This window comes from Achromobacter sp. Root83 (genome assembly GCF_001428845.1).
Classification (GTDB): Bacteria; Pseudomonadota; Gammaproteobacteria; order Burkholderiales; family Burkholderiaceae_B; genus Achromobacter.
The window spans coordinates 87,394-113,682 of record NZ_LMIU01000005.1; the positions used below are offsets into that span (position 1 = coordinate 87,394).

The window sequence follows — 26,289 nt, forward strand, 5'->3', positions numbered from 1 at the left end:
GGGTCAGAAATCCAGTTCGATCTCGACCGCGTCGCCCACCTTCAGCCGCGCCCCCGCCGGCGCGTCCAGAATGGCATTCTGGCCGAACACCACCCCGATATCCAGATTACGGTAGCCCGCGAGCGTGCGGCCCGGCTCGTCGTGCTGCCGCGCCGTGCGCTGGTCGATATCGGGAATCGAGCACCGGGTGCAGGGCTTGACGAACGCCATCCGCACGTCCGCCACGGTGATCATGGCGGTGTGGTCTTCGTCGTAGGCTTCCCATTCGCCCTCGACCACGATGTTGGGCCGGAAACGGTCCATCGGAACCGGCGGCTCGCCCTTGGCGCGCAGCCGGGCGTTCAGGTCATCCAGCGACGCCTGGTTGGCCACCAGCAGCGGAAATCCGTCGGCAAAGCCAAAGTGATGGCTCCCGGCGAATGCGTCGGCCAGGTCGGGATGCGCGTCCGCCCAGCGCGACACCCAGTCGGGCTTGGCGGTCCGCTGCGCCTGGACGTCGACCTTGAGCAGCCGGCAGGGCGTCTTGAGGAAATCCGTGAACCACTGCCCTGCCGCCGCGCTTTCGCGTCGGGCGGAAATGGTGTCGCTCCATACGTCCACGGTTTCCGCCCCCGGCTCCAGGCCGGATCCGTCCAGGGCGACGTCCAGGTCCGGCATGCCGGGCGCCGACACGCGCAGCGCTTCGGCGTCGAGGGCGGTACGTATCAGCGCCATGGACGGCCATTGGCGCTGCGTCATGAACTTCCCGTCGGCGCCGATCAGCATCCAGCGCCGGTCCTGGGCCAGGCCGGCGCGGTCGATGGGGGATTCACCCAGGTCGATGCCTGCGCAGGATTTGATCGGATAGATGTGCAGGCTGAGGATGCGGGCGGACATGGCGGCGTGGACTCAACGTTGGGAATGCCGCAGAGAATACAAGAAATGCGCCTGCCACGGCACCACCCCGGCGGCCGTCACGCGCCACGGTGCATGCATGGCCGCGGACCTGGGCGGCTGGATAAAAAAACCCGGGCCTGTGACCCGGGTTTGCAGGACGTACGTCCGTATCAGCTTCCCACCAGCTTCAAGGTGTCCAGCGGCGTGGCCGCCTTGAACCCCTTGCGCGTCGCGATATGTTCGGGACGCGGCGTCAGCCCGTACTTGGGCGGGTTCAGTGTGTTCTCCATGCTGTTGTAGACCATGAAGACATTGGCGCGCGGCCACGGCGATATATTGCTGTTCGAACCATGCATGGTGTTGCAGTCGAAAAACACCACCGAGCCGGCCTTGGCCGTCATCGAGCGGATGCCGCCCTGCTCCACCAGCAGCTGCAGGCTGACGGGATCCGGCACGCCGTATTCCTGCTTCTTCAGCGACTGCTTGTAGTGCTCGTTCGGGGTCTCGCCCACGCACGAAATGAACTGCCGGTGCGATCCGGGAACCAGCATCAGCGGGCCATTGCAGTCATTGTTGTCGGTCAGCAGCACCGAGCAACTGAGCGCGCGCATCGAAGGCATGCCGTCCTCGACGTGCCACGTCTCGAAGTCGGAGTGCCAGTAGAACTCCTTGCCCTTGAAGCCCGGCTTCATGTTGGCACGAGACTGATGGATATAGACCTCGGACCCGAGGATCTGGCGCGCCACGTTGACCAGCCGGGGATCGCGCACCAGGCGCGACAGCATGGGATTGAGCACATGCACCATGAAAATGGACCGCACGGCATTGCTGCCGGGCTCGGTGATGGACTCTTCGCGCCGGACGATGGACGGATCGCGCGTCATGCGCTCGACTTCGGCCGACAGCGCGCGGATCTCGTCTTCCGAGAACAGGTTTTCCAGCAGCAGAAAACCATCGCGCTCATATTGGCCGACTTGCTCGCCGCTCAAGGCGTTGGCGTACTTGCCATCCTCGTAAACCACCGGATCCTGACGGGAGATGATGGCGGAGCTTCGATCCGTGCGCGAGGCGTACGGATCCTGTGCAGGTGAAATCATACGAATCTCCTTGGTTCAGGCCGCGACGGCTTCGGGCAAGGCGTAGACGCCTTCCTTGTCATGCACTTCCTGGCCGGTCAGCGGCGGGTTGAAGACGCAGATGACGCGCAGCGGCTCCTTGCCGCCGCACAGCCAGTGCTCGTCGTTTTCGTTCAGTGCGTAGACCACGCCCGGACCCAGGTCGTACTTCTTGCCGTCAGCGATGGTTTCGATGGAACCGTCGCCTTCGATGCACCACACCGCTTCAAGATGGTTCTTGTAGTGGATGTGCGTGCGGCCGCCCGGAAAAATGGTGGTCTCGTGGAATGAAAAGCCCATGCCGTCCTTCTTCAGCAGCACGCGGCGGCTGACCCAGGTGTCGGTGCGGACTTCGTCGGCGGTGCCGATCACATCTTTGACATTGCGTACGATCATTGACGTTTTCCTCCAAATTTCAGAATGCGCGCGGACTGACCTTCGTCGGCCAGCGCCTCGGCCACGCTGGCCTCGATCAGATCCAGGCCCTTGGCCAGCAGGTCTTCCTCGATCGTCAGCGCGGGCAATAGCTTCAGCACTTCATCGTGCGCGCCCGAGGTTTCGATCACGACGCCCTTCTTGAAGGCGCACTGGGAGATCCGATTCGCCAGCGCCGGCGTCGTGTTGGCCACCAGGCCCTGGATCAGGCCGCGGCCGCGCGCCGACAGGCCGGCGTTGGGATAGCTGTGCACCAGGTTTTCGAGCCAATCGCCCACCAGGCGCTCCTTGCGCTGGATCTCGGCGGTGAACGCCGTGTTGGTCCAGTAGGTTTCCAGCGCCTGGGTCGCGGTGACGAAAGCCAGGTTGTTGCCACGGAAGGTGCCGCTGTGGGCGCCGGGCTTCCAGATGTCCAGTTCGGGCTTCATCAGCACCAGCGACATGGGCAGGCCGAAACCGGACAGCGACTTCGACAGCGTGATGATGTCCGGCCGGATGCCCGCGGCCTCGAAACTGAAGAACGTGCCCGTGCGGCCGCAGCCGACCTGAATGTCGTCCACGATCAGCAGCATGTCGTGGCGCTTGCACAGCTTGTCCAGTTCCTTCAGCCAGCGCAGCGTCGCCACGTTGACGCCACCCTCGCCCTGCACCGTTTCAACGATCACGGCGGCGGGCTTGTCCATGCCGCTGCTGGGATCTTCCAGCATGCGCTCCAGATAGGCCATGGTGTCCACGTCCGGGCCGAAGTAGCCGTCATAAGGCATGAACGTGGTGTTGCCCAGCGCATAGCCGGCTGCGTCGCGGAACTTCATGTTGGCCGTCGCCGCCAGGGATCCCCCGCTCACGCCATGGAAGCCGTGGGTGAAGGAAATGACATTGGAGCGTCCCTTGACCTGCCGCGCGATCTTCAGCGCGGCTTCCACGGCGTTGGTGCCGGTCGGGCCGGTGAACTGCAGGGTGTATTGCCAGTTGCGCGGCTTGAGCAGCACGCGATCCACCGTCTCCAGGAAACGCTTCTTCGCGCTGGTCGCCATGTCCAGTCCATGGACGACGCCGTCCGACTGTACATACTCCAGCAGCTTTTCCTTGAGAACAGGATTGTTGTGTCCATAGTTCAGCGTGCCTGCGCCGCTGAAGAAATCGATGTACTCGGTGCCTTCTTCATCGATCAGCGTCGAGCCCCGGGCCTGATTGAATATCACGGGAAACGACCGGATGTAGCCCCGCACTTCCGACTCCATACGGTCAAAGATCTTCAAGTCCATGATTAATCCTCCCTTTTCATCTCATAAATTGACGGACGGCCAGATCCCCTCCGGGTGCGCCAGGCGCATCCGGATCGGTGAGACCATCCCGGTAATTCGATAAGTCCTTCAGGCCTGCGCCGCCCTTAAGGGGACGGTGAGGCCAGCGGGCCTATCCTCAACAACATCTCGTCGTCATGGTCCGCGCCGCCGAAGAGTTGCCGGTCGAAGAACGGCTGTTCGGAAACGTGGGCGCCTGCCTCGCCGGCCAGGCCAGCGAAGGTGCGGCGCGAAGCCTGGTTGTCAGGCCCCACCGTGGTTTCAAGATAGCGGACATGCGCCAGGCCCTTGCGCTGCAAGAGTTCCCGAAGCATGGCGCGGCCAAGGCGTTGGCCGCGTGCGCGGGCGTGCACCGCGACCTGCCAGACGAAAAGCACGTCGGGGCGGGACGGGTCCACATAAGCGGAGATAAATCCGTTGATACGTCCTCCGGCGCTTTCGGCCAGGACGCAGGTGTCGCGAAAGTGCTCGCACAGGAGCAGGTACGCGTAGAGGGAATTCAGGTCGAGCGGCGGGCACTCGGAAATGAGGCGGTGGATGGCGGCGCCGTCTTTGCGGTCGGGCAGACGCATGGTATGGGTCTGCGCGCTGACCGCCGGCGCCACGGCACTTGAGAGTATTGGGGTATCCAGTTCGTTTTTCTTCATGCGACGATTCCTGATTCTGGGGGTGCCCCGCCCGTGGGCACTTCAAGGATGGGCGACGACACGTCTCCATGCGTGTCGACAGCGGCCTGCCCGTCCTGTTCCATGAGCGTCACGATGCGCTCCAGGGACAGGGTGATGGTGGCCTGTTCCAATTCCGGCAAGGCATTGAGCGCGTCGGCCAGGTGCTTCTGAAGCGGCGACGGCGCGCCTTGCGCCAACTCCCGCCCGGCATCCGTGGCGGTGACAAATACGATGCGGCGGTCTTCGCGGCCGCGCTCGCGGCGGATCAAACCCTTGTCTTCCAGGCGATCCAGGATGCCGACCACCGTGCTGGGGCTGACGTGCATCTCGCGGCTGATGGCCGTGGCCGTCATGGGCCCGCTGGCGATCACCGCACGCAAGCACATCAACTGCGGCGCGGTGATGTGGCTGACCGCGGACAACTGGCGCGAATGCAGCGCGATCGAACGCGTAATGCGGCGCAGGGCTCGCAATATGCGCAGGTCGTACTGCTGTGAAGGATCGGTTTTCGCGGCGTCAGTCATGGTTGAGGTGGGTTGATTCAAATTCATTTCTACACAAATCATATGCGCCCAACTAATTCGAGTCAAATAAAAAGACCCGCATCGATGTAAATAAATGAACGCAGATTTGCCGAGGATGACTGCACTATGACCGGACTTGACGTTTACACAAGAAGCGCGCCCCGATGGTCAGCCGGCATCCGTTTGGGGAAATCCCTATAAAAAACACATGTTTTTTATTTTCACATTTACTTATCATATGTTTTTTATAGGTCTTCTTGCCCGCCATGTCCTTGCCGTCCTCTCTCCTCCTGACCCTGCAGGAAAAGCTGGAGCAGCTGCCGCCCGAATTGCAGCGCGCGGCGCACTGGGTCGTGGCGCATCCCGCCGAAGTGGGACTGTGGTCGATGCGGCGGCAGGCGCAGGCACTGGGGGTCGCGCCCGCCACCATGCTGCGGTTGGCGCGGGCGGTCGGCTACGCCAGCTATGAGGATTTCCGCCAGCCCTTCCAGCAGGCGCTGGCCGGACAGAGCCCCGGGCTGCGCGACCGCGCCGCGGCCCTGCAGGCCGCCGCAGGCGAAGCCGCCGCTCCTGGCCACGACGTGCTGACCGACTATCAGATCCAGGCCATGGCCTCCGTGTGCGCGCTCAATCCGCCTTCGGCGTTCGACGAGGCGGTGCAGAGCCTGCTGGAAGCCCGACAGGTCGGCTTCCTGGGTACGCGTTCGGCCTTCGGCATCGCATTCCAGATGCGCTATGCATACCAGCTCGTGCGCCGCAACAGCGTCCTGATCGACGGCATGGGCGGCGCCCCCGCCGAACAGGCGGACAACCTCGGGGCGGGCGACGCGCTGATCGTCATTTCGCAGGCCCCGTACCCGACCGCCACCGTGCAACTGGCTCGCCAGGCCGCGCATCGGGGCGTGGCGCTGGTCGCGCTGACCGACGACCCGCTGTCGCCGCTGGCCATCGAGGCTCGCCACACGCTGCGCTTTGCGCCGCCCGATCGCGACGGCGTGCGGGCCAGGCCCGCGCGCCAGGGGCCGGGGTCGTTCTTTCACACCACCGCCGGCCTGCTGGGTCTGGCCGAACATCTGATCGCGCGCTTGACCGCGCGCGGCGGCGACGAGGTCCTGAACCGCCTGACCGAGGTGGAACAGCGCCTGAACGCCGACAACGTCTATTGGAGCGGCGCTCCCCCGCGCCGGCCGGGCTGAGCCCCGCCCGCCCCGCCGTTCGTCCTTAACCCTTGCCTCACGGAAACGCCAGCATGAGCCAGACTCACGTCCTGCATCGTTCTCTACGCCAGACGCCCCCCGTCGCCGTACGCGGCCAGGGGGTGTGGATACACGACAGCGCCGGCCGCGCCTACCTCGATGGATCGGGCGGCGCCGCGGTGTCCTGCCTGGGCCACAACCATCCGGAAATCCAGGCCGCCATGCATCGGCAGATCGATGCGCTGGCCTACGCCCACACCAGCTTCTTCACCACCGAGGTCGCCGAACAGTTGGCCGCCCGGCTGGTAGCCGATGCGCCGGCGGGCACATCGCACGCCTACTTCGTTTCCGGCGGCTCGGAAGCGGTGGAGGCCGCCTTGAAGATGGCTCGGCAGTACTTCGTGGAAATCGGCCAGCCTCAGCGCCGTCACATCGTGGCGCGCAGGCAGAGCTATCACGGCAACACGCTGGGCGCGCTGGCCGTGGGCGGCAACGCCTGGCGGCGCGCCCAGTTCGCGCCGCTGCTGATCGAGGTTGAGCACGTCTCGCCCTGCTACGCCTATCGCGACCAGCGCGAAGACGAGACGGCCGAGCAGTACGGCGAACGCCTGGCGCAAGAGCTTGAGCAGACCTTCGAACGGCTGGGATCCGGCACCGTGATGGCCTTCGTGGCCGAGCCGGTCGTGGGCGCCACGTCGGGCGCCGTCACGGCGGTGCCGGGCTATTTCCGCCGCATCCGCGAGGTCTGCGACCGCCACGGCGTCCTGCTCATCGCCGACGAGGTCATGTGCGGCATGGGCCGCACCGGCACCCTGTATGCCGTAGAGCAAGAAGACGTGGTGCCTGACCTGATCACCATCGCGAAGGGACTCGGCGGCGGCTACCAGCCCATCGGCGCGGTGATGGTCCAGCAGCGCATCGTGGACGCCATGCAGCAGGGCAGCGGCTTTTTCCAGCACGGCCACACCTATCTGGGCCACGCCATCGCCTGCGCGGCGTCGCTGGCCGTGCAAGACGTGATCCGCCGCGACAAGCTGCTGGAGCGGGTGCGCGCCCAGGGCGCCGGCCTGCGGCAGCGCCTGGAACAGGCGCTGGGCAACCATCCGCGGGTGGGTGACATCCGTGGGCGCGGTCTCTTCATGGGGGTGGAACTGGTGCGTGACCGGGCGACCAAGCAGACCTTCGACCCCAGCCTTGCGCTGCATGCGCGAATCAAGCGCGAAGCCATGGCGCGGGGCCTGATGGTCTATCCCATGGGCGGCGCCCTCGACGGCCGCCAGGGCGACCACGTACTGCTCGCGCCGCCCTTCATCATCTCCGACGACGAACTGGACCAATTGACAGAGCGGCTGGCCGGCGCCATCGACGCCGGCATCGCCCAGTCGGGCGGCTAGCCGCCGCCCCGGCGCACGGCGGGGGGATCCGTCGGGCGCCGCGCGTCGGGCGCCGGGGCACCGCCCGCCGACAGCGGGCACGTGATGATTCAGCACAGGGCGACCCGCGGCTCGCGGGGCTGCCAACCGCCGGCACAGACCGGCAATATCACGGGGAAAACCCCCAAAAGGAGTTTGCATGACCACGTCCGTCAAACACACCTTGGGCCATCGCAATGCCTGGACGCTCGCCGCGGCGGGCCTGGCCACGGCATTGCTGTCCACGGCGCCGGGTCCGGCCGCCGCTCAACAGAAGTTCGTCAGTATCGGCACGGGCGGCGTCACCGGCGTCTACTATGCCGCCGGCGGCGCGATCTGCCGCCTGGTCAACAAGGACCGCGCGAACCATGGCATCCGCTGCTCGGTCGAATCGACCGGCGGCTCGGTCTTTAACGCCAACACCATCAAGGCCGGCGAACTGGACCTGGGCGTCGTGCAATCCGACGTCGGCTTCAATGCCTTCAATGGCGAGGGCCAGTTCAAGCAGGCCGGCCCCTATCCCAAGCTGCGCTCGGTCTTCTCGATCCATCCCGAGCCGTTCACCGTGGTGGCGCGCAAGGAATCCAACATCAAGGGCTTCGAAGACCTCAAGGGCAAGCGGTTCAACGTCGGCAACCCCGGTTCCGGCACGCGCGCCTCGATGGAAGAGCTGCTGGCCACGATGGGATGGACGCTGAAGGACTTCTCGCTGGCGTCGGAGCTGCGTCCCGACGAGCACGGATCGGCGCTGTGCGACGGCAAGATCGACGGATTCTTCTATGGCGTCGGCCACCCGTCTGCCAACATCCAGGACCCGACCACCAGTTGCGGCGCTAAGCTCGTGCCGCTGACCGGCCCTGCCGTGGATAAGCTGGTCGCGAAATACCCCTACTACGCCCACGCCACGATTCCTGCGGGGCTGTATCCGGGCAACCCGGCGGAAACCAAGACCTACGGCGTCACCGCCACCTTCGTCACCTCCGCGGACGTGCCCGACGCCACGGTCTATACGGTGGTCAAGGCGGTGTTTGACAACTTCGACGACTTCAAGAAGCTGCATCCCGCCTTCGCCAATCTGAAGGCGGCCGACATGACGAAGAACGGCCTGTCGGCGCCGCTGCATCCGGGCGCCGAAAAGTACTTCAAGGAAAAGGGCCTGCTCTAAGGCCCGCTGGATCGGCCCGTCCGGGCGAGCGGGCTTGCGCCGCTTGCCCCGGACGGCTGCCGCCCCTTGCGCGTTTCATGCGCGCAAGGACTCATCGCGCGCCGCTGGGCCGGCCCGCGCCACGATACGCAGGGGAATTTCATGACACAACAGCCGCATGCGCCGACTCCGGACCTGGAACAGCTCGTCGCCGACGCTGACCGCGGCGGCCGCGCCGTCGGCGGCGTCGCCGGCGCCACGCTGGCGGCCGGCGCGCTGATCTGGTCCTTCTTCCAACTCTGGTACGCATCGCCGATACCCTTCGCGCTGAACTGGGGCATCTTCAACGACACCGAGGCGCGGGCACTGCACCTGGGCATCGCCATGTTCCTCGGCTACCTGGCCTATCCGGCCAGCAAGCGGTCGGCGCGCGACCGCATGCCTTGGTACGACTGGGCGCTGGCGCTGACGGCGGGCTTTTGTGGCAGTTACCTTTATCTCTTCTACAACGAGCTGGCCGGGCGGCCCGGCCAGCCCACGCCGATGGACGTGTGGACCGCGGTCGCCGGCCTGGCGCTGCTGCTGGAGGTGACGCGGCGCGCGCTCGGCCTGCCCATGACCGTGCTGGGCCTGGTGTTCGTCGCCTACGCGCTGGCCGGCCCCTGGCTGCCCGATGTGCTGGCTCACCGGGGCGCGTCGCTGGAGCGGCTGATGTCGCACATGTGGCTGACCACCGAGGGCGTGTACGGGGTCGCGCTGGGAGTATCGGTGTCGTACATCTTCATCTTCGTGCTGCTGGGATCCTTGCTGGACAAGTGCGGCGCGGGCAACTACATGATGCAGGTGTCCTTTGCGCTGCTGGGCCACCTGCGCGGCGGGCCGGCGAAAGTGGCCGTCGTGTCATCGGCCGTCAATGGCCTGGTGTCGGCGTCGTCGGTGGCCAACGTGGTGACAGGCGGCATTTTCACGATTCCGCTGATGAAGAAGGCGGGCTATGGCGGGGTGCGCGCGGGCGCGATCGAAACGGCGTCCTCGGTCAACGGGCAGATCATGCCGCCCGTCATGGGCGCCGCGGCGTTCCTGATGATCGAGTATGTGGGCATCCCCTACACCGACATCATCCGCCACGCGATCCTGCCTGCTGCCATCTCCTACATTGCGCTCTTCTATATCGTCCATCTGGAAGCCCTGAAGCTGGGCATCCAGCCCATGATGGCCTCCGGCCCCGCGCGCACGCCGCTGCAGAAGCTGGCTGGCTGGGGCATGGGCATCAGCGGCACGCTGCTCGTGATGGGCGCCGTGTACTGGATCGGCACCGGTGTCCAGGCGCTGGCCGGGCCGGCGGCGACCTGGGTGCTGCTGGCCATCCTGGCGGTCCTGTATCTGTGGCTGCTGCGCGTGGCGGCCCGCCACCCTGATCTGCCGCAGGACATCGACATCAACCATCCCGTGCGCCCCCTGCCCTGGCCCACGGTCCGCGCCGGCCTGTACTTTCTTATCCCGATCGGCATCCTGGTCTGGTGCCTGAGCGTAGAGGAGCTTTCAGCCGGCCTGTCGGCGTTCTGGGCCGCGATGGCCATGCTGTTCCAGATGGTGACGCAGCGCCCGCTCATCGCGTGGTTCCGCAAGCAGCCAGCGTCGCCGGCGTGGCGCCAGGGATGGCGCGACGCCATCGGCGGCCTGCAGGACGGCGCTCGGAACATGATCGGCATCGCCATCGCCTGCGGCACGGCGGGGCTGATCGTCGGCGCCATCACCCTGACGGGGCTGGGGCTGCGCATGACCGCCTTCGTCGAGCTCGTGTCGATGGGCAACGTGCTGCTGATGCTGATCTTCACGGCGGTGGTGTGCCTGATCCTCGGACTCGGCATGCCGACGACCGCCAACTACATCCTGATGGCCACGCTGATGGCGCCCGTCGTCGTGGAGCTGGGCGCGCAGAACGGCCTGGTGATCCCGCTGATCGCCGTCCATATGTTCGTGTTCTATTACGGCATCATGGCCGACATCACGCCGCCGGTGGGCCTGGCCACCTTCGCGGCGGCGGCGATATCCGGCGAGGATCCGATCAAGACCGGCATCCAGGGCGTCACCTACGCGGCGCGCACGGCGATCCTGCCGTTCATGTTCGTATTCAATCCGATGCTGCTGCTGATCGACGTGGACTACGGCTGGGAACTGGCTCTGGTGGTGACGGGCGCCACGCTCGCTTCGCTGACCTTCGCCGCGGCCACGATGAAATGGTTCCGGGTGCGCTGCACGCTGGCCGAGGTCGTGGTGCTGCTGCTGGTGACGTTCATGCTGTTCCGGCCCGACTGGTTCATGGACCATTTCGCGCCCAGCCATGAAGACCGTCCGGCATCCGAGATGGTCGCCACCGCGGCGGCGCTGCCGCACAACGGCCGGCTGACCGTGGTGCTGCGAGGCATCAATCTGGAGGGCGATGAACTGACCAAGACGGTGGCGGTCGCCCTGCCCGCGCTGGAAACGGGAGCGACCGCTCCCGACGCGGGCCGCAAACGGCTCGCCGAAGCCGGGCTGACGTTGATGAGCCTGGGCGACCAGACGCAGATTGGCGGCGTGCGCTTTGGCAGCCGCGCGCAGCGCGCGGGCTGGGAGCAAGGCTGGGACGTGGTGAACGTGAAGGCGCTCAATCCGCGGCGCTGGTCGGACTTCTGGGTGTACGTGCCCGCGCTATTGCTTCTGGCGGGCATGTGGGTGCGGCAGGGCCGGCGCGACGGCGGCGCCCCCGCCAGCCGGCTGCGCGCCAGCGCCGCGTAGGTCAGTCCGCCTGCGCGCGCCGCCAGGGCGGCCAGGCGCCGATGGTCAGCGCGCGCAGGAACCACTCTACCGGGCCATACGCATGGCGGCGCAACCACCAGGCCGACAGCGGCATTTGCGCCGCGAAGATGACGACGGCGATGCCGAACGCCGCCAGCGGCGATACGGAGGCGAACAGCCGCAGCCCCCAGGCGGTGAACAGGAAGGCGCAGACCACGGATTGCATCAGGTAGTTGGTCAGCGCCATCCGCCCCGCCGGCGCCAGCCAGACGCCCGCGCGCCGGCCCGGCCGGGTGCGCAGGGCCAGCAGGAACGCCGCGGCGTAGGACATACTTAACAACGGCGCGGTCAGCAGCCCCACCGCCAGACCGGGCAATTCCCAGGCAACGCCTATCCACGGCAATGCGGTGGTTGCATAGACCGCCGCGCCCGCAAGCCCCGGCAACAGCCCCAGCGCGCACAGCAGCCAGAGCGCGCGCGGGGCGCGCCAAGGGTCCGCCAGCGCGTTGCGCCGGCCCAGCGCGTAACCAAGCAGGAACATGGCAAACACAAACGGCCCCTGCACGAACAGCACCGTGAACCAGATGGTTTCGATCAGTTCCTTGATGTGCTGTTCAATGGTGGACCCGATGGTGCCCCGGTAGGCTTCGATCGAAGCCAGCGCGTCGGCCTTGTATTGCGCCGCATAGCCGGTCTGTACCGGATCCAGGAAGCTCAGCGCCCCCAGGATCGCCCAGGCCATCGCCGCCAGCACGATCAGCCAGAGCGCGCCGCGCAGCGCCCGCCCCGGGTCCATGCGCCGGCAAAGCAGCAGCGCCAGGCCCAGCAATGCGTAGGTCACCAGGATGTCGCCCTGATAGAACAGCACCGCGTGCGCCAGGCCCAAGATGGCCAGCCCGGCTAGCCGGCGCAGGAAGCGCGGCGCGAAGGCAGCCTGGCTGCGTTCGGCGGCCGCCATCTGCAGGGTGAAGCTGTATCCAAAAAGGAAAGAGAACAGCAGGTAGAACTTGGTCTCGAACAGCCAGGCGACCAGCCAGCCGACGGTCAGATCGAGCGGCCGCGAGTACGCCGGGTCCGGCGTGCTCGCGCCATAGAACGGAGACGCGAACACCCCGATGTTGACCACCAGGATGCCGAACAGCGCGAAACCGCGCAACGCATCCACCTGCGCGAGCCGCGCGCGGGTGTCGGTTGCGATGGCCATGCCCGGCCCCAGGCCTTAACCCAGCACCGGCGACAGCAGCGGCTGCTTGGGCCGCACGTCCAGCGCGCGTCCCTTGCGCGCCCGCTTGCCCACGTAGGGTCCCAGCGCCGCGCCCGCCAGGATGTCTTCGGTGAGCTTGTTGCGGTAGATGCCCGTGGCGCGCAGGCCGCCCGCGCCGATCGGCACGGTCTGGTCCAGCTTGTCCGTACCGTCCAGCCCCATCAGGATCGTGCCGCGCCCGCCGCCGGAGAGCGATTTGACCTCGTCCAGGCCGAAGACCAGGAACTTGCCCTTTTGCGACAGCAGCGCCAGTTGCGTGGCGCCGTCGAACAGCGGCACCGGACGCAGCAATTCGTCGCCCTCTTCCAGGGTGATGAACTGCTTGCCCGCGCGCTGGCGGCTGATCATGTCGGAAAGCTTGGCGGCGAAGCCGTAGCCGCCGCGCGTGGCCAGCAGCCAGCGGCTGTCCGCCGCCGCCGCGATGGTGTGGACGATGCGCGTGCCCGACTCCAGATCGATCATGGTGGTGACCGGCTGGCCATCGCCGCGCGCCGACGGCAGCCCGGCCACCGGCACGGAATAGACGCGGCCGTTGTCGCCAAGCGCGATCAGCGTGTCGGTGGTGCGGCACTCGAAGGCGCCGTACAGGTCGTCGCCCTGCTTGAAGCCGAATTGCGCGGCGTCATGGCCGTGGCCCTGGCGGGCGCGCAGCCAACCCTTTTGCGACACCACCACGGTGACGGGTTCGTCCAGCACCTTGGTTTCCAGCACGGCGCGCTCGGCCGTTTCAATCAGCGTGCGGCGGTCGTCGCCATACTGCTTGGCATCGGCCTCGATTTCCTTGATCAGCAGGCGCTTGAGCGTCGTGGGGTTGTCCAGCAATTCTTGCAGGCTGATCTGGTCGCGGCGCTTGTCGGCCAGTTCCTGCTCGATCTTGAAGCCTTCCAGGCGGGCCAACTGGCGCAGGCGCATTTCCAGGATGTCTTCGGCCTGTCTTTCGGACAAACTGAAGCGTTCCATCAGCGCGGCGCGCGGCTCGTCGGATTCGCGGATGGTCTGGATGACCTCGTCCACGTTCAGGTACACCAGCATGCGGCCTTCCAGCACATGGATGCGGTCCGTGACCTTGTCCAGGCGGAAGCGCGTGCGGCGGACCACGGTGTTCGTGCGGAACGCCACCCACTCCACCAGGATGTCGCGCAGGCCCTTCTGGCGCGGACGGCCATCGGTGCCGATGCACACCAGGTTGATGGATGAACTGCTTTCCATGCTGGTCTGCGCCAGCAGCGTATTGACGAACTCGTCGCGGTCCACCCGCGAGGTCTTCGGTTCGAAGACCAGGCGCACCGCCGCGTCCTTGCCCGATTCGTCGCGGACGGCGTCCAGCAGATTCAGCATCACGGCCTTGGCCTGCGTTTGCTCGGGCGTCAGGCTCTTCTTGCCGGTCTTGACCTTGGGATTGGTGATTTCCTCGATCTCTTCCAGCACCTTCTGGCCGGACGTGCCGGGCGGCAGTTCGGTCACCACCAACTGCCACTGGCCGCGCGCCATTTCCTCGAACTGCCAGCGCGCGCGCACTTTCAGCGAGCCGCGGCCCCCGCGGTAGATCTGGGCGATGTCGGCCGCCGGCGTGATGATCTGGCCACCGCCGGCGAAGTCCGGTCCGGGAATCATCGCGTGCAGTTCGTCGTCGGGTAATTGCGGCTGCTTGATCAACGCCACGCAGGCCTGAGCCACTTCCCGCAGGTTGTGCGACGGGATCTCGGTGGCCATGCCGACCGCGATGCCCGAGGCGCCGTTGAGCAGCATCACCGGCAGCCGCGCCGGCAGCATCTGCGGCTCTTGCTGGCTGCCGTCGTAGTTGGGCACGAAATCCACGGTGCCTTCGTCCAGCTCGTCCAGCAAGAGCTTGGCGATGGGCGTCAGGCGGGCTTCCGTGTATCGCATGGCGGCGGCGTTGTCGCCGTCGCGCGAGCCGAAGTTGCCCTGGCCGTCGATCAGCGGATAGCGCAGCGAGAAGTCCTGCGCCATGCGCACCATGGCGTCGTAGGCCGCCTGGTCGCCATGCGGATGGTACTTGCCCAGAACGTCGCCCACGACGCGCGCGGATTTGACGGGCTTCGCGCCGGCGGCCAGGCCCATCGCCTGCATGGCGAACAGGATGCGGCGCTGCACGGGCTTCTGCCCATCGCCCACGTCGGGCAGGGCGCGGCCGCGCACCACGGACACCGCATAGTCCAGATAGGCCTGCTCCGCGTAGCGCGCCAGCGTGATGGCGGCGTTACCGTCGCCATCACCATCGCCATCGGGAGAGTTGGAGTCGAACAAGCCGGGTTGATTGCTGTCGGTCATGATGTATTCAGGTAGACAATTTCATCGAAACGGCGTCAATGCGCCTGCGCGGACGCAGCGAGCTGCGTGTCGGCGACGTGGGCGCGCAACTGGGCGCGCACCGCCTCCAGCGTGGCGGCGTCCTGCCCGCGCTTGGGGATGATCACGCCCTGCAGGGTGCCAAGAATGACGTAGAGGTGTTCGGGGGTTTCCTCGACCCGCCGCACATCGGCCCAATCCATGCGGCCGGAGGCCGTCGCGGTGGAGTCCGACACGCCGTCGGGGCCGAAGTCCAGCCGATGCCGGCCCAGGTACAGCGTATCCGGCTGCTTGGCGAGCATGCGCCGCGTGTTCATTTTCACCAGCGCGGGCAGCACGTATTCATAGGCGAGCGCCAGCACGGCCAGGATGCCCAGGCCCACGGCCAGCCCCTCGAAGTACACGGGCAGCAGCCGGCCCCAGTCCGGCCCCTTGCCGTCCCAGGTCTGCCAGATCAGGTAGGCCAGCAGCGCCACGACCATCAGGACGGCGAAGCGCAGGTGGGACCGGTAGCGGCGGCGCCGCAGCTCCGGCCGTTTGTACACATAGGCGGCGAAGTCGGCGTAGTCGTCGGCCGTCAGGTCGACGGTCATGCTGGCTTGACCTGGCTCGGATGGCGTCATCAGATGTCGAGCTCCGCCAGGTTGCCCTTCTCTTCGATCCACGCGCGGCGTTGCGAGGACTCGCCCTTGCCCATCAGCATGTCGAACATGCGGGTGGTGTCGGCGGGGGTCTGGTCGCCGTAGCCCACGGGCAGCAGACGGCGCGTATCCGGATTCATGGTGGTCTCCCACAACTGTTCGGGGTTCATTTCGCCCAGGCCCTTGAACCGGCTGACGGCCCAGGCGCCTTCACGCACGCCTTCCTTGCGCAGCTTGTCCTGCGCGGCCTCGAGTTCGCCTTCGTCCAGGCAGTAGATCTTGCGGGCCGGACGCTTGCCCTGGGCCGGCACGTCCAGACGGAACAGCGGCGGCTTGGCCACGTAGACGTTTCCTGCCTCGACCAGCTTGGGGAAATGCTTGTAGAACAGCGTCAGCAGCAGCACCTGGATGTGCGATCCGTCGACGTCCGCGTCGGACAGGATGCAGATGCGGCCATAGCGCAGTCCCGACAGGTCCGGCGTATCGCCGGGGCCGTGGGGATCCACGCCGATGGCAACCGAAATGTCGTGGATTTCGTTGTTGGCGAAGAGCCGGTCGCGATCCACTTCCCAGGAATTGAGCACCTTGCCGCGCAGCGGCAGGATGGCCTGGAATTCCTTGTCGCGGCCCATCTTGGCGGAGCCGCCGGCCGAGTCGCCCTCGACCAGGAACACTTCGGTGCGCGACGCATCGCTCGATTCACAGTCGGTCAGCTTGCCGGGCAGCACGGCCACGCCGGAACTCTTGCGCTTTTCGACCTTCTGGGCCGACCGCTGGCGCGCCTGCGCCTGCCGTATGGCCAGTTCGGCCAGCTTCTTGCCGTATTCGACGTTGCTGTGCAGCCAGAGGTCCAGGGCGCTCTTGGCGAACCCGCCGACCAGGCGCACGGCGTCGCGGCTGTTCAGGCGTTCCTTGATCTGGCCCTGGAATTGGGGATCCAGCACCTTGGCCGACAGCACGAAGCTGGCGCGGGCGAACACGTCTTCGGGCAGCAGCTTCACGCCCTTGGGCAAGAGGCTGTGCAGTTCGGCAAAGCCCTTGACCGCGCCGAACAGGCCTTCGCGCAGACCGGATTCATGCGTCCCGCCGGCCGGCGTCGGGATGAGATTGACGTAGGACTCGCGCACCGCGTTGCCGTCTTCGGTCCAGGCCACCACCCATTGGGCGCCCTCGCCTTCGGCGAAGTTCTCGTGGTCGGCGCCGGCATACTGCTCGCCTTCGAAGAACGGCACCATGAGCTCGGCCCCGGCCAGCGCCTCGGACAGATAGCCGCGCAGGCCGTCCTGGTATTGCCAGGTTTTGGTGTCCCCGGTTTTTTCATTGACGAGCGACACCTTCACGCCGGGCAGCAACACCGCCTTGCTGCGCATCAGGTGGGTCAGCTCGCCCAAGGGGATATTGGGGCTGTCGAAATACTTGGCGTCGGGCCATACGCGGACTCGCGTGCCGGACTTCTTGCGGCCGCCCTGCTCGTAGGGCGCCAAGGGCTCGGCAACGTCGCCGCCCTTGAAGACCAGACGATTTACCGCCCCATCGCGCCAGACGACGACTTCCAGACGGGTGGCCAACGCATTGGTGACCGACACGCCGACGCCGTGCAGGCCGCCGGAAAAGGCATAGGCGCCGCCGCCGGCCTTGTCGAACTTGCCGCCCGCGTGCAGGCGGGTGAACACCAGCTCCACGACGGGGGCGTGTTCTTCAGGATGCAGGCCGACGGGAATACCCCGGCCATCGTCCTCGACGGACACGCTGCCGTCGATATGCAGCGTGACCTGGATCTGTTTGCCGTAGCCGGCCAAGGCCTCGTCTGCGGCGTTATCAATGACCTCCTGCACGACGTGCAGAGGGTTTTCGGTGCGGGTGTACATGCCCGGGCGCTGGCGCACGGGCTCCAGACCCTTCAGGACGCGAATGGACGCCTCGGTGTAACGTGGAGTGGCCAAGTTATCCCCAACATCTGTGGAAAAAAACCGACATTTTACGGATAAGCCTAGATTCTGCGCGGCTCCGGGTGGGATGCGCACGACCTGACCAGCTCCGAATTCGGTAGGATGATGACAGTCACAGCCAGCGCTTTCGGGTTGGACGTCCCGGATCGCGACAACTGCGCCGCAACATCCTACACAAATCCTGCAAACCCTGTTGTTATTAACAGTGGTATGCCTGTTGTTATTGACAGTGGTATGCTTTAGTCCATTCCACAAACAAGAACAACGGCAAGGCGCGTCTTCCACGCGCCTTTTGCTGCCGAACCGAGAATCACCATCATGAGCGACCAAATCAAGAACGTCAGTGACGCGAGCTTCGATGCCGATGTGTTGAAATCCGGCCAGCCGGTGCTGGTGGACTACTGGGCTGCCTGGTGTGGCCCCTGCAAGATGATTGCCCCGATTCTGGAAGAAGTCGCCACCGAGTACGCGGGTCGCCTGACGATCGCGAAGCTGAACGTGGACGAAAACCAGGGCACGGCCGCCAAGTACGGCATCCGTGGCATTCCCACCCTTATGCTCTTTAAAGACGGCCAAGCCGCCGCCACCAAAGTTGGCGCGCTGTCGAAGTCGCAACTCACCGCATTCCTGGACGGCGCGTTGTAAACTGCGTGCTGTGAACGAAGGCGCCGCCGCGGAGGCGGCGCTCATTCAGTACCGCGCGAGCCCGTCCGTGGCGCGCCGCCAGAGCCCTCCTCTACTTTTCCCCCAACACTCACCGCGATGCACCTCAACGAACTGAAGGCGCTGCACGTCTCGCAGCTGCTCGAAATGGCCGCTGGCCTGGAAATCGAGAACGCCAACCGCCTGCGCAAGCAGGAATTGATGTTCGCCATCATGAAACGGCGCGCCAAGCAAGGCGAGCAGATCTTCGGCGACGGCGTTCTGGAAGTCCTGCCCGACGGGTTTGGTTTCCTGCGCTCGCCCGAGACCTCGTACCTGGCCAGCACGGACGACATCTATATCTCGCCGTCGCAGATCCGCCGCTTCAATTTGCACACTGGCGACTCGATCGAAGGCGAAGTCCGCACGCCCAAGGATGGCGAACGCTATTTCGCCCTGGTGAAGGTGGACAAGGTCAACGGCGTGGCGCCCGAAGCGATCAAGCACCGCATCATGTTCGAAAACCTGACGCCGCTGCACCCGAACCGGACCATGCGCCTGGAACGCGACATCAAGAGCGAAGAAAACCTCACGGGCCGCATTCTTGACGTCTTCGCTCCCATCGGCATGGGCCAGCGCGGCCTGATCGTCGCCAGCCCCAAGTCCGGCAAGACGGTGATGATGCAGCACATTGCGCACGCCATCACCACGAACTACCCCGACGCGGTCATGATCGTCCTGCTGGTCGACGAGCGCCCCGAGGAAGTGACCGAAATGCAGCGCACCGTGCGCGGCGAAGTGGTGGCGTCGACCTTCGACGAACCCGCGACCCGCCACGTGCAAGTGGCCGAAATGGTCATCGAAAAGGCCAAGCGCCTGGTCGAAATGAAGAAAGACGTCGTGATCCTGCTGGACTCGATCACCCGTCTGGCCCGCGCCTACAACACCGTGGTGCCGGCCTCCGGCAAGGTGCTGACCGGCGGTGTCGACGCCAACGCCCTGCAGCGTCCCAAGCGCTTCTTCGGCGCGGCCCGCAACCTGGAAGAAGGCGGTTCGCTGACCATCCTGGGCACCGCGCTGATCGAAACCGGCAGCCGCATGGATGAAGTCATCTATGAAGAATTCAAGGGCACGGGCAACTCCGAAGTCCACCTTGAGCGCCGCCTGGCCGAAAAGCGCGTCTACCCGTCGATCAACCTGAACAAGTCCGGCACCCGCCGCGAAGAGCTGCTGATCGCCCCCGACCTGCTCCAGAAGGTCTGGGTGCTGCGCAAGTTCATCCACGACATGGACGAAGTCCAGTCCATGGAGTTCATCCTGGACAAGATGCGCGCCACCAAGACCAATGCCGAATTCTTCGACATGATGAAGAAGAAGTAAACGAGTCCCGCGCTCGCCAAAAAAACCGCTCTGCCGAGCGGTTTTTTTTTGCGCCATGCCGAAGGCAAGAACCCGCTGCGGCCACCGCCCCCAAGGCCAGCGGGCGGGCTTCAAGCCGGGAGGTGAATCAATGCTCGATGAATTCGGGTATTCGGCGCGGCGTCGAATCCGCCGGCCGGGGCGTCTGCTTGTCAGGTTGCTTGCCCGACCCATCGATCGGTTCGATCCGCGGATCGTCCCAACTGCCCGTCACGGCGTATTGCATGGTCATGGCGCGCGCCAGAGGTTGTTTCAGCAGCCACTGCGTGACAAAGGCGCCTAGGCCGATCAGCGGGTTGACGGCCAGCGCGGTCACCATCGCGGCGCCACTGGCGTCCAGGTTGGGGATGACCACCGCCTTCAGGTCCCAGCGTTCCTTGATGAGATCCACGCCCCCAGCCAGCACGATGGCGGCCACCGGCCCATTGATCTTGTAGCCTTCCGTGGACACCATCCCGTTGGCCACCTTCAGATTGCCGCGGATGGTGTCGAACGGAAATCCGTCGCGCAACAGGTTGGTGGGATTCACATCCAGCCGCGCCAGCCGCTGCAGCGATTGCAGCGACAACAATTCCAGAAGCCGGGCCGTGCGGGAGTTCACATGCATGAAGCGGCCGTTGTCCAGGCTGACGACCACATCGCCCGCCACGTCGGCGATGTTGTGGGCCCAGGGCAGGTTGCGCCAGGTTGCCTTGCCCTGGACGGTGCCCTTGCCGCCAGACACCACATTCTCGAAACCGATCCGATTCATGAAGTCGCCGACATTCTCGAACTTCACGGTGGCGTCGACGGTCAGGCCGCGGTCCGGCCCCTCGAGCCGCCAGTTGCCGGCGGCGTTCAGCGCGGCCGACTCGTTGACGATGGACAGCTTGTCCAGACGCCACTGCCGTCCGCGTTCGAGGTTGGTGCCGTTCACCTGGAGCTCGCCCAGATTCTTGCCGTAAAGCAGGAACTGCTTGGCCTGCAGGTCGATCGCGGGAATATCCGACAGCTCGTTCCCGGAAGCCAGCGCTTTGTCGGCCTCATTGGCATCGTCTTCTCCGCCAAACGACAGGTGCTTCAGGCGGGCGGTGATCTGCCCGGCGATCGCGCCGGAGGCTTCACGCCATTCCAGCGTACCCGTGGCCTGCCGGGACTGCATATCGACGCGCCATTGCGCCGGCCCCGGGCGCGTCGCGTACAGCGTCAGGTCGTTGAAGGTATAGCCGCTGGTTCGCAGGATGCCGGCCGCCAGGCTGACGCGCTCGGGTTGCGGCAGGACGGGCTTGGGCGCGCGCTTGCCCTTGCCGGCCGGCGCGCTGAAGCCGTCGGCGACCGCCTCCCAGCCGTCCACGTCCAGTTCCGGCAGACTGGCATTCAGGCTCAGCCCCCGTTCGGGCAGGCTGGCCGGCCGCCCGATACCGAGGGCGCCGCGCGCGAAATACGACGGCGCGGGGTCATTGGGGTCCCGTTCGAAAAGCGCGTTGACGCCTTCGCCCAGGCTGGCCGTGAGCCAGCGCCGGCCCTTCGAACCGCGGTCCTGCGCCGGTCCCCATTGCAGCTTTAGCGGCAGTGCGGACTGCGCTGGCTTGCCCGCGGGCGCAGGCATGTCGATCGCCATGCCGACCAGATCGGACTCGACCGCGACATCGATCGCGCCGCCCCGTTGATACCCCAGTCTGCCCTTGTAGGCGGCCTTGCCCGAAAAGCGCGACATGGACGGCGTATTGCTCAGTTGCGACAACGCCGATCCCGCCAGCGTGCCGTCGAAGCGCAAGACGTCGGAGCTTTGCGCCAGGGCGCCGAAGATCTTGACCGGTCCGTCAAGGAACTGCGCCCGGATTTCCTTGGTCTGCACGCCTTTTTCAGAGAATTCGAGATCGCCGTGCAACTGGCTGAGCAGCGGCATCTCCGGCATGAACGTGAAGGTGTTGTCGGCAAAGAGGATATGGCCCTGCACCTGCGTATCGTCGGCGTTGAGCAGCGGCACTTTCAGCTTGAGCGGCATGCGCCAGTCGCCCGTGCCGCGCGCCTCGTCCAGCGCGCCGTCAAGCAGTTCGCCAAGCGGGGAATTCGCCGCCATCGCCAGATAGGCAGGGACGGGCCCCGACGTCTCTCCCGAGACGAGCAATTCGGAAGCGTGCTCCATATCGGGAATGGAGGCGGTCACGGCGCCCAGCGTGACGGTGTGTCCCGGTCCGGTGTGCGCCACGGCGCCGCCCGCGCTATCGAGCGCCAGGCTCACCTTGTCGATGCGGAAGTTGCCCGACAGGTTTTCCAGCATTGGCCAACCCTTGCTGTGCGGCCGGGCCGGCGCGTAGTCGACCTTGGCGCCGGCATACGCGCCCGCGATGACGAATTCGCCCGCGACGCCAGGCGCGCCGAAGGGAAAGTCGTCCAGGTCGCCCTTGAGCGTAATGGCGGCGGAACGCATTTCGCCCGCAGGCAGCCCCGTGGCCAGCCATTCGCGGGCGTCCGCGTTGACTTCCAGCGGCAGGTAGCGATGAATGGCCGACATGGCGCCGCGCGCCATCGTGCCGCGCACATCGGCGCTGCCCGCCGCGGTCTTGCCCTCCCGTTGCCATTGCCCCTGCAAGCGCACATCCAGGTCGTCGTTGACCACATGCAACTGGGCAATGTCCACGAACCAGTCCTTGGCGTCCGGCCCCTTGACCTCGGCATCCAGTTCTATGTCGCGCGCCTCGAGCGTGGGGGTTTCGAATACGCCGGGCAGGGTCACGCGCAATTGATGCAAGGCGCCCTTCACCGCCAGGTCGGTTGCTCCCTCGCTGCGCGCCATCGGCAGGCCGTCGACCTGCAGGAAGTCGCCGGGCATCGCGGAAATGCGGAACTGCGCCGAGCCGCCGTGCACCGAAGGACCCTCCGGGGCGGGCGCCCAAGCCACGCCGCGCACCGCGACGTCGCTTGTCAATTGCGAGAGCTGGCCGCGTTCGAGCTGCCACCAGGCCCGGCCGGCGATGCGCCCGGCAATCGCGGGCACCTTGACCCATGCCGACCACGCAAGCGGTTCCAGGTCATCGACTTGCGCATAGAGCTGCCCGCTCCAGTTCGCGGGGTTCTTCGCGTCCGCGGCGAACAGGCTGCGGTTGAACTCACCGCGCAGCTCGATCTTGCGGGCAAGCGCGGCACCGGCCGACGCGCGCAAGACGAAGCGGTGGGACAGCTTGCCATTGCGCGCCAGGAAATCGACGTCTTCCAGCTTCAGTTCGGGCGCCTGGCGCAATTCGTCCTGCCAGCGCAGCGTGGCGCCGCGGACCCGCAATTCGCGCTGCGCCGCCAGCCAGCGCAATCCGGGATGATCCAGGTCGGACTTGTGATCGCTGGCATTCAGGTCGATTTCCTGTCCGGCCACCCACAGGTGGTTGGCCGGATCCCGGCGCAACATCAGTTCCGGCTTTTCGAGCTGCAGGCGCACCAGCGTGGGAGACAGAGCCAGTATGCTGCGCCATGCGAGCACGGCGGATACGGATGGCAGCGACAGCACTGGACCAGCCTCGTCGTCGTAGACCTGGACGGAGGCAAGATCGAGCCTGGGATTCAGCCCTTGCCAGTTGGCGCGGATCGCGCCGATCGTAACTCGGGCGCCCAACGCCTGGCTGGCGTAGGCTTCAATCTGAGGGCGCCATTGGTCCACTCGCGGAAGGACCCAATAGCGCACGCCCAGAAACCCGACGGCAACGACGCCATATACGGTCAGCGCAGCCCAGAACAGGCAGCGGAGCACTTTTTTTGAAACAGACACGGATCAGTGGGCAGGAGAATATGTCTTGCGGTATCGTCCCCACTTATACCTGAAACGCGTCCATCCGTCTGCCGCCCTTTAGCCATGTCCAATCCGTCCCTGCTTGCCCCCGCCCTCGCCTGGTCCGGCCATCTGCGCCGGCGCCTGGATGCCCACCCGGATCTGGCCGCCTGGCTGGCGCAAGCCGTGCGCAATCCGGTCACGCCCGCGTTGATGGCGCAATGGCAATCCGAGTTGGCCGGCGCCGGCGCGCCCGGCGTGCTGCCGATAGACGCCTGCCGCATGGTGCTGCGCAAATTGCGCGAGCGCGTCTTCAGCGTGCTCATCGTGCGCGACTTGACTGGCCAGGCGGAGCTTGAAGAAGTCGTCGGCGCCATGACTGCGCTGGCCGACATCGCGGTGGCTGCCGCCTATCGCAGCGTGGCCGCCGACCTCGCTGCCGTCCATGGCGTGCCCCGCGACCCCGCCACGGGCAAGCCGCAAGAGATGCTCATCGTGGGCATGGGCAAGCTGGGCGGTTGCGAATTGAACGTGTCGTCCGACATCGACCTGATCATGCTGTACGGCGAGGAAGGGGAAACCGACGGCCCGCGCCGCATCAGCCACCACGAATTCTACGGCCGCCTGACGCGCCGGATGATGCCGGTGCTGTCCGAAGTGGACGCCAATGGCCAGGTGTTCCGGACCGACCTGCGCCTGCGCCCCGATGGCGACGCCGGCCCGCTGGCCTGGAGCCTCGATGCCCTGGAGCATTATCTGATCGGCCAGGGCCGCGAATGGGAGCGCTATGCCTGGCTCAAGGCGCGGCTGATGCCCGCCCAGGCATTCGAAGGCAGCGATTGCGCCGCGCAAGCGCGGCAACTGGAAAGTCTGCGGGTGCCCTTCGTCTATCGCAAGTATTTCGACTTCGACGCGCTGGCCGCGCTGCGCGCCTTGCGCGAACGCATCCGCCAGGATTGGCAGAGGCGCGCAAGCGCGCGCAACGGCATCGACAGCGCAAACAATATCAAGCTGGGCGATGGCGGCATCCGTGAGATCGAATTCGTGGTGCAGCTTGCCCAGCTCATCCGGGGCGGCCGCATGCCGGCCCTGCAGAAGCGCGGTTTGCTGGAGGCGCTTCATGCCGAACGCCTGGCCGGCCTGGTGCCCGAAGAAGACGCGCGGCGCCTGGAAGACGCCTACCGCTTCCTGCGCCGCACCGAGCATGCCCTGCAATACCGCGAAGACGAGCAGACTCACCTGCTGCCGGGCGACCCCTCCCTGCGCGCCGCCCTTGCCGCCGCACTGGGCATGAGCCCCGAGGACTTTGAACGCACGCTGGCCGAACACCGCACCTTCGTCTCGCAGACCTTCCGCAACGTGTTCCGCATGGTGGGCATGGGCGAAGAAGAGCAGGCCCCCCCGGCAAGCGCCGCCGACACCGGCACGGGCCAAGACGAACCCGACAGCGAAAGCGAGCTGGCCGACCAGATCCGCCAGGCGTTTGGCGACGACGCGCAAGACCTGCTGCGCCGGGCCGAGACCCTGTCGGGCAGCCACCGCGTGCGAAGCCTGCCCGAAAGCAGCCGCCGCCGCATGGAAATCCTGCTTCCCGCGGCCCTGCGCGCGGCCTTGCAGACTCCCGCGCCGCGTGAGGCCGCCATCCGCCTGTTCGACCTGATCGAGAAGATCGCTCAACGCAGCGCCTACCTGGCGCTGCTGGCCGAGTATCCGGACACGCTTGCGCGCGTGGCGCGCATGGTTGCCGCCAGCCCCTGGGCCGCGCAGTACCTCACGCAACACCCCCTGCTGCTCGACAGCCTGATCGATTGGCGCACCCTTTTCGAGCCGCTGGACTTTGCCCAGATCGCCCGGCAACTGACGGCGGACCTGGATGCCTGCCGTCTGCCGGACGGCGCCCCGGACGTCGAGCGCCAGATGAACCTGATGCGCGACGTGCAGCGCCAGGCCAGTTTCCAATTGCTGGCGCAAGACCTGGAAGGCGAGCTCACGGTGGAAAAGCTGGCCGATCAGTTGTCGGCGCTGGCCGACCTGCTGCTGACCGAGACCATCCGCCGCGCCTGGCCGCTGGTGAACAAAGCGGAAGGCGCCGTGCCGCGCTTCGCCGTCATCGCCTACGGCAAGCTGGGCGGAAAGGAACTGGGCTACGCCTCCGACCTGGATCTGGTCTTCCTGTTCGACGACCCGCGCGAGGACGCCGCGGAAGTCTATGCCAAGCTGGGCCGGCGCATGTCGTCCTGGCTGTCGACCATGACCTCTTCCGGGCGGCTTTACGAAGTGGACCTGAGGCTGCGGCCGGATGGCGACGCGGGGCTGCTCGCCGTATCCATGGAAGCCTTCGAGCAGTATCAGCGCAAACACGCCTGGGCCTGGGAACACCAGGCGCTGACGCGGGCGCGCCATGCCGCCGGGGACGCGGACGTGGGCGCCCGATTCGAAAAAATCCGCGAAGATATCCTGGTGTTGCCGCGCGATCCCGCTACGCTGCGCCAGGAAGTCCTGACGATGCGCGAGAAAATCAACGCCGGCCATCCGAACACCAGCGACCGGTTCGACCTCAAACACGACCGTGGCGGCATGGTCGATGTGGAGTTCGTCACGCAATATCTGGTGCTCTGCTACGCCGGAACGCATCCGCTGCTGGTGCGCAACCTGGGCAACATCGCGCTATTGCGCCTGGCGGGCGAAGCCGGGCTGATCCCCCCGGATCTGGCCTCCCGCGCGGGCGACGCCTACCGCACGCTACGCCGGGTCCAGCATCAATTGCGCATGCAAGGGGTGGAAAAGGCGCGCGTGGGGCCCGAGCAACTGCAGGAAGAGCGGACAGCCGTCAGGGAACTCTGGGCGGCCGTGCTGGGCTGACCGCC

General features: G+C 66.1%; 18 protein-coding genes. 7 read left to right on the forward strand and 11 right to left on the reverse strand.

Translation table 11 applies throughout. The features are described from left to right. Window positions 1–3: 3 nt before the first annotated feature. The 6 genes from ASE30_RS08060 to ASE30_RS08085 all read right to left on the reverse strand — a co-directional run bounded on the left by ASE30_RS08060 (window position 4) and on the right by ASE30_RS08085 (window position 4,922). A complete protein-coding gene (locus ASE30_RS08060; RefSeq protein ID WP_057283780.1) occupies window positions 4–876 on the reverse strand; it encodes an MOSC domain-containing protein in 873 nt (290 codons plus the stop codon). Window positions 877–1,046: 170 nt separating this feature from the next. After that, on the reverse strand, window positions 1,047–1,973 hold the full coding sequence (gene thpD, locus ASE30_RS08065) for an ectoine hydroxylase (protein WP_057283781.1): 927 nt from the start codon (window positions 1,971–1,973) through the stop codon (window positions 1,047–1,049). A 15-nt stretch (window positions 1,974–1,988) separates the two neighbouring features. After that, the gene (locus ASE30_RS08070) at window positions 1,989–2,387 is read right to left on the reverse strand and encodes an ectoine synthase (protein ID WP_057283782.1); all 399 of its coding nucleotides are present in this window, start codon (window positions 2,385–2,387) and stop codon (window positions 1,989–1,991) included. After that, window positions 2,384–3,691, reverse strand: a complete 1,308-nt coding sequence (gene ectB, locus ASE30_RS08075) for a diaminobutyrate--2-oxoglutarate transaminase (RefSeq protein ID WP_057283783.1) — start codon at window positions 3,689–3,691, stop codon at window positions 2,384–2,386. Before ectB ends, ASE30_RS08070 begins: the two co-directional genes overlap by 4 nt. Window positions 3,692–3,816: 125 nt before the next feature. Next, entirely contained in the window at window positions 3,817–4,377 is a 561-nt protein-coding gene (gene ectA / locus ASE30_RS08080; RefSeq protein WP_057283784.1) for a diaminobutyrate acetyltransferase, read from the reverse strand. Beyond that, window positions 4,374–4,922 carry a MarR family winged helix-turn-helix transcriptional regulator gene (locus ASE30_RS08085; RefSeq protein ID WP_057283785.1) on the reverse strand — a complete coding sequence of 183 codons (549 nt, stop codon included), beginning with the start codon at window positions 4,920–4,922 and terminating at the stop codon, window positions 4,374–4,376. Before ASE30_RS08085 ends, ectA begins: the two co-directional genes overlap by 4 nt. A 266-nt stretch (window positions 4,923–5,188) precedes the next feature. Between ASE30_RS08085 and ASE30_RS08090 the strand changes: the two genes are divergently transcribed. From ASE30_RS08090 to ASE30_RS08105, 4 genes are all read left to right on the forward strand, one after another. Then, window positions 5,189–6,118, forward strand: a complete 930-nt coding sequence (locus tag ASE30_RS08090) for a MurR/RpiR family transcriptional regulator (RefSeq protein WP_057283786.1) — start codon at window positions 5,189–5,191, stop codon at window positions 6,116–6,118. Between the two features lie 53 nt (window positions 6,119–6,171). Next, on the forward strand, window positions 6,172–7,512 hold the full coding sequence (locus ASE30_RS08095; RefSeq protein ID WP_057283787.1) for an aspartate aminotransferase family protein: 1,341 nt from the start codon (window positions 6,172–6,174) through the stop codon (window positions 7,510–7,512). A gap of 178 nt (window positions 7,513–7,690) precedes the next feature. Continuing rightward, on the forward strand, window positions 7,691–8,695 hold the full coding sequence (locus ASE30_RS08100) for a TAXI family TRAP transporter solute-binding subunit (protein ID WP_057283788.1): 1,005 nt from the start codon (window positions 7,691–7,693) through the stop codon (window positions 8,693–8,695). 141 nt (window positions 8,696–8,836) lie between these two features. After that, entirely contained in the window at window positions 8,837–11,455 is a 2,619-nt protein-coding gene (locus tag ASE30_RS08105) for a TRAP transporter fused permease subunit (RefSeq protein WP_057283821.1), read from the forward strand. 1 nt (window position 11,456) lies between these two features. Here ASE30_RS08105 and ASE30_RS08110 read toward each other — a convergent pair whose 3' ends face one another. From ASE30_RS08110 to parE, 4 genes are read right to left on the reverse strand one after another with little or no spacing between them, the layout of a single operon-like run. Further along, the gene (locus tag ASE30_RS08110; protein ID WP_057283789.1) at window positions 11,457–12,659 is read right to left on the reverse strand and encodes a DUF418 domain-containing protein; all 1,203 of its coding nucleotides are present in this window, start codon (window positions 12,657–12,659) and stop codon (window positions 11,457–11,459) included. Between the two features lie 15 nt (window positions 12,660–12,674). Next, on the reverse strand, window positions 12,675–15,011 hold the full coding sequence (gene parC / locus ASE30_RS08115) for a DNA topoisomerase IV subunit A (protein ID WP_057283790.1): 2,337 nt from the start codon (window positions 15,009–15,011) through the stop codon (window positions 12,675–12,677). Between the two features lie 35 nt (window positions 15,012–15,046). Further along, window positions 15,047–15,652 (reverse strand): YcxB family protein, encoded by a 606-nt coding sequence (locus tag ASE30_RS08120; RefSeq protein ID WP_057283791.1) that lies wholly within the window; start codon window positions 15,650–15,652, stop codon window positions 15,047–15,049. Then, window positions 15,652–17,613 carry a DNA topoisomerase IV subunit B gene (gene parE, locus ASE30_RS08125; RefSeq protein WP_057283792.1) on the reverse strand — a complete coding sequence of 654 codons (1,962 nt, stop codon included), beginning with the start codon at window positions 17,611–17,613 and terminating at the stop codon, window positions 15,652–15,654. Before parE ends, ASE30_RS08120 begins: the two co-directional genes overlap by 1 nt. A gap of 324 nt (window positions 17,614–17,937) precedes the next feature. Here parE and trxA point away from each other — a divergent pair, with 324 nt between their 5' ends. Beyond that, window positions 17,938–18,264 (forward strand): thioredoxin TrxA, encoded by a 327-nt coding sequence (gene trxA, locus ASE30_RS08130; protein ID WP_006387817.1) that lies wholly within the window; start codon window positions 17,938–17,940, stop codon window positions 18,262–18,264. A 117-nt stretch (window positions 18,265–18,381) separates the two neighbouring features. Then, window positions 18,382–19,641, forward strand: a complete 1,260-nt coding sequence (rho, locus tag ASE30_RS08135) for a transcription termination factor Rho (protein ID WP_006218533.1) — start codon at window positions 18,382–18,384, stop codon at window positions 19,639–19,641. Window positions 19,642–19,768: 127 nt separating this feature from the next. Here rho and ASE30_RS08140 read toward each other — a convergent pair whose 3' ends face one another. Beyond that, window positions 19,769–23,404, reverse strand: a complete 3,636-nt coding sequence (locus ASE30_RS08140) for a YhdP family protein (RefSeq protein ID WP_082601505.1) — start codon at window positions 23,402–23,404, stop codon at window positions 19,769–19,771. A 102-nt stretch (window positions 23,405–23,506) separates the two neighbouring features. Here ASE30_RS08140 and glnE point away from each other — a divergent pair, with 102 nt between their 5' ends. Further along, window positions 23,507–26,284 carry a bifunctional [glutamate--ammonia ligase]-adenylyl-L-tyrosine phosphorylase/[glutamate--ammonia-ligase] adenylyltransferase gene (glnE, locus tag ASE30_RS08145; RefSeq protein ID WP_057283794.1) on the forward strand — a complete coding sequence of 926 codons (2,778 nt, stop codon included), beginning with the start codon at window positions 23,507–23,509 and terminating at the stop codon, window positions 26,282–26,284. Window positions 26,285–26,289: the final 5 nt, after the last annotated feature.

What these genes read in the sequence shown, in the direction of transcription:
- ASE30_RS08060 (WP_057283780.1), bottom strand. Translation starts at nt 876, where the DNA reads ATGTCCGCCCGCATCCTCAGCCTGCACATCTATCCGATCAAATCCTGC.
- thpD (WP_057283781.1), bottom strand. Translation starts at nt 1,973, where the DNA reads ATGATTTCACCTGCACAGGATCCGTACGCCTCGCGCACGGATCGAAGC.
- ASE30_RS08070 (WP_057283782.1), bottom strand. Translation starts at nt 2,387, where the DNA reads ATGATCGTACGCAATGTCAAAGATGTGATCGGCACCGCCGACGAAGTC.
- ectB (WP_057283783.1), bottom strand. Translation starts at nt 3,691, where the DNA reads ATGGACTTGAAGATCTTTGACCGTATGGAGTCGGAAGTGCGGGGCTAC.
- ectA (WP_057283784.1), bottom strand. Translation starts at nt 4,377, where the DNA reads ATGAAGAAAAACGAACTGGATACCCCAATACTCTCAAGTGCCGTGGCG.
- ASE30_RS08085 (WP_057283785.1), bottom strand. Translation starts at nt 4,922, where the DNA reads ATGACTGACGCCGCGAAAACCGATCCTTCACAGCAGTACGACCTGCGC.
- ASE30_RS08090 (WP_057283786.1), top strand. Translation starts at nt 5,189, where the DNA reads ATGTCCTTGCCGTCCTCTCTCCTCCTGACCCTGCAGGAAAAGCTGGAG.
- ASE30_RS08095 (WP_057283787.1), top strand. Translation starts at nt 6,172, where the DNA reads ATGAGCCAGACTCACGTCCTGCATCGTTCTCTACGCCAGACGCCCCCC.
- ASE30_RS08100 (WP_057283788.1), top strand. Translation starts at nt 7,691, where the DNA reads ATGACCACGTCCGTCAAACACACCTTGGGCCATCGCAATGCCTGGACG.
- ASE30_RS08105 (WP_057283821.1), top strand. Translation starts at nt 8,837, where the DNA reads ATGACACAACAGCCGCATGCGCCGACTCCGGACCTGGAACAGCTCGTC.
- ASE30_RS08110 (WP_057283789.1), bottom strand. Translation starts at nt 12,659, where the DNA reads ATGGCCATCGCAACCGACACCCGCGCGCGGCTCGCGCAGGTGGATGCG.
- parC (WP_057283790.1), bottom strand. Translation starts at nt 15,011, where the DNA reads ATGACCGACAGCAATCAACCCGGCTTGTTCGACTCCAACTCTCCCGAT.
- ASE30_RS08120 (WP_057283791.1), bottom strand. Translation starts at nt 15,652, where the DNA reads ATGACGCCATCCGAGCCAGGTCAAGCCAGCATGACCGTCGACCTGACG.
- trxA (WP_006387817.1), top strand. Translation starts at nt 17,938, where the DNA reads ATGAGCGACCAAATCAAGAACGTCAGTGACGCGAGCTTCGATGCCGAT.
- rho (WP_006218533.1), top strand. Translation starts at nt 18,382, where the DNA reads ATGCACCTCAACGAACTGAAGGCGCTGCACGTCTCGCAGCTGCTCGAA.
- glnE (WP_057283794.1), top strand. Translation starts at nt 23,507, where the DNA reads ATGTCCAATCCGTCCCTGCTTGCCCCCGCCCTCGCCTGGTCCGGCCAT.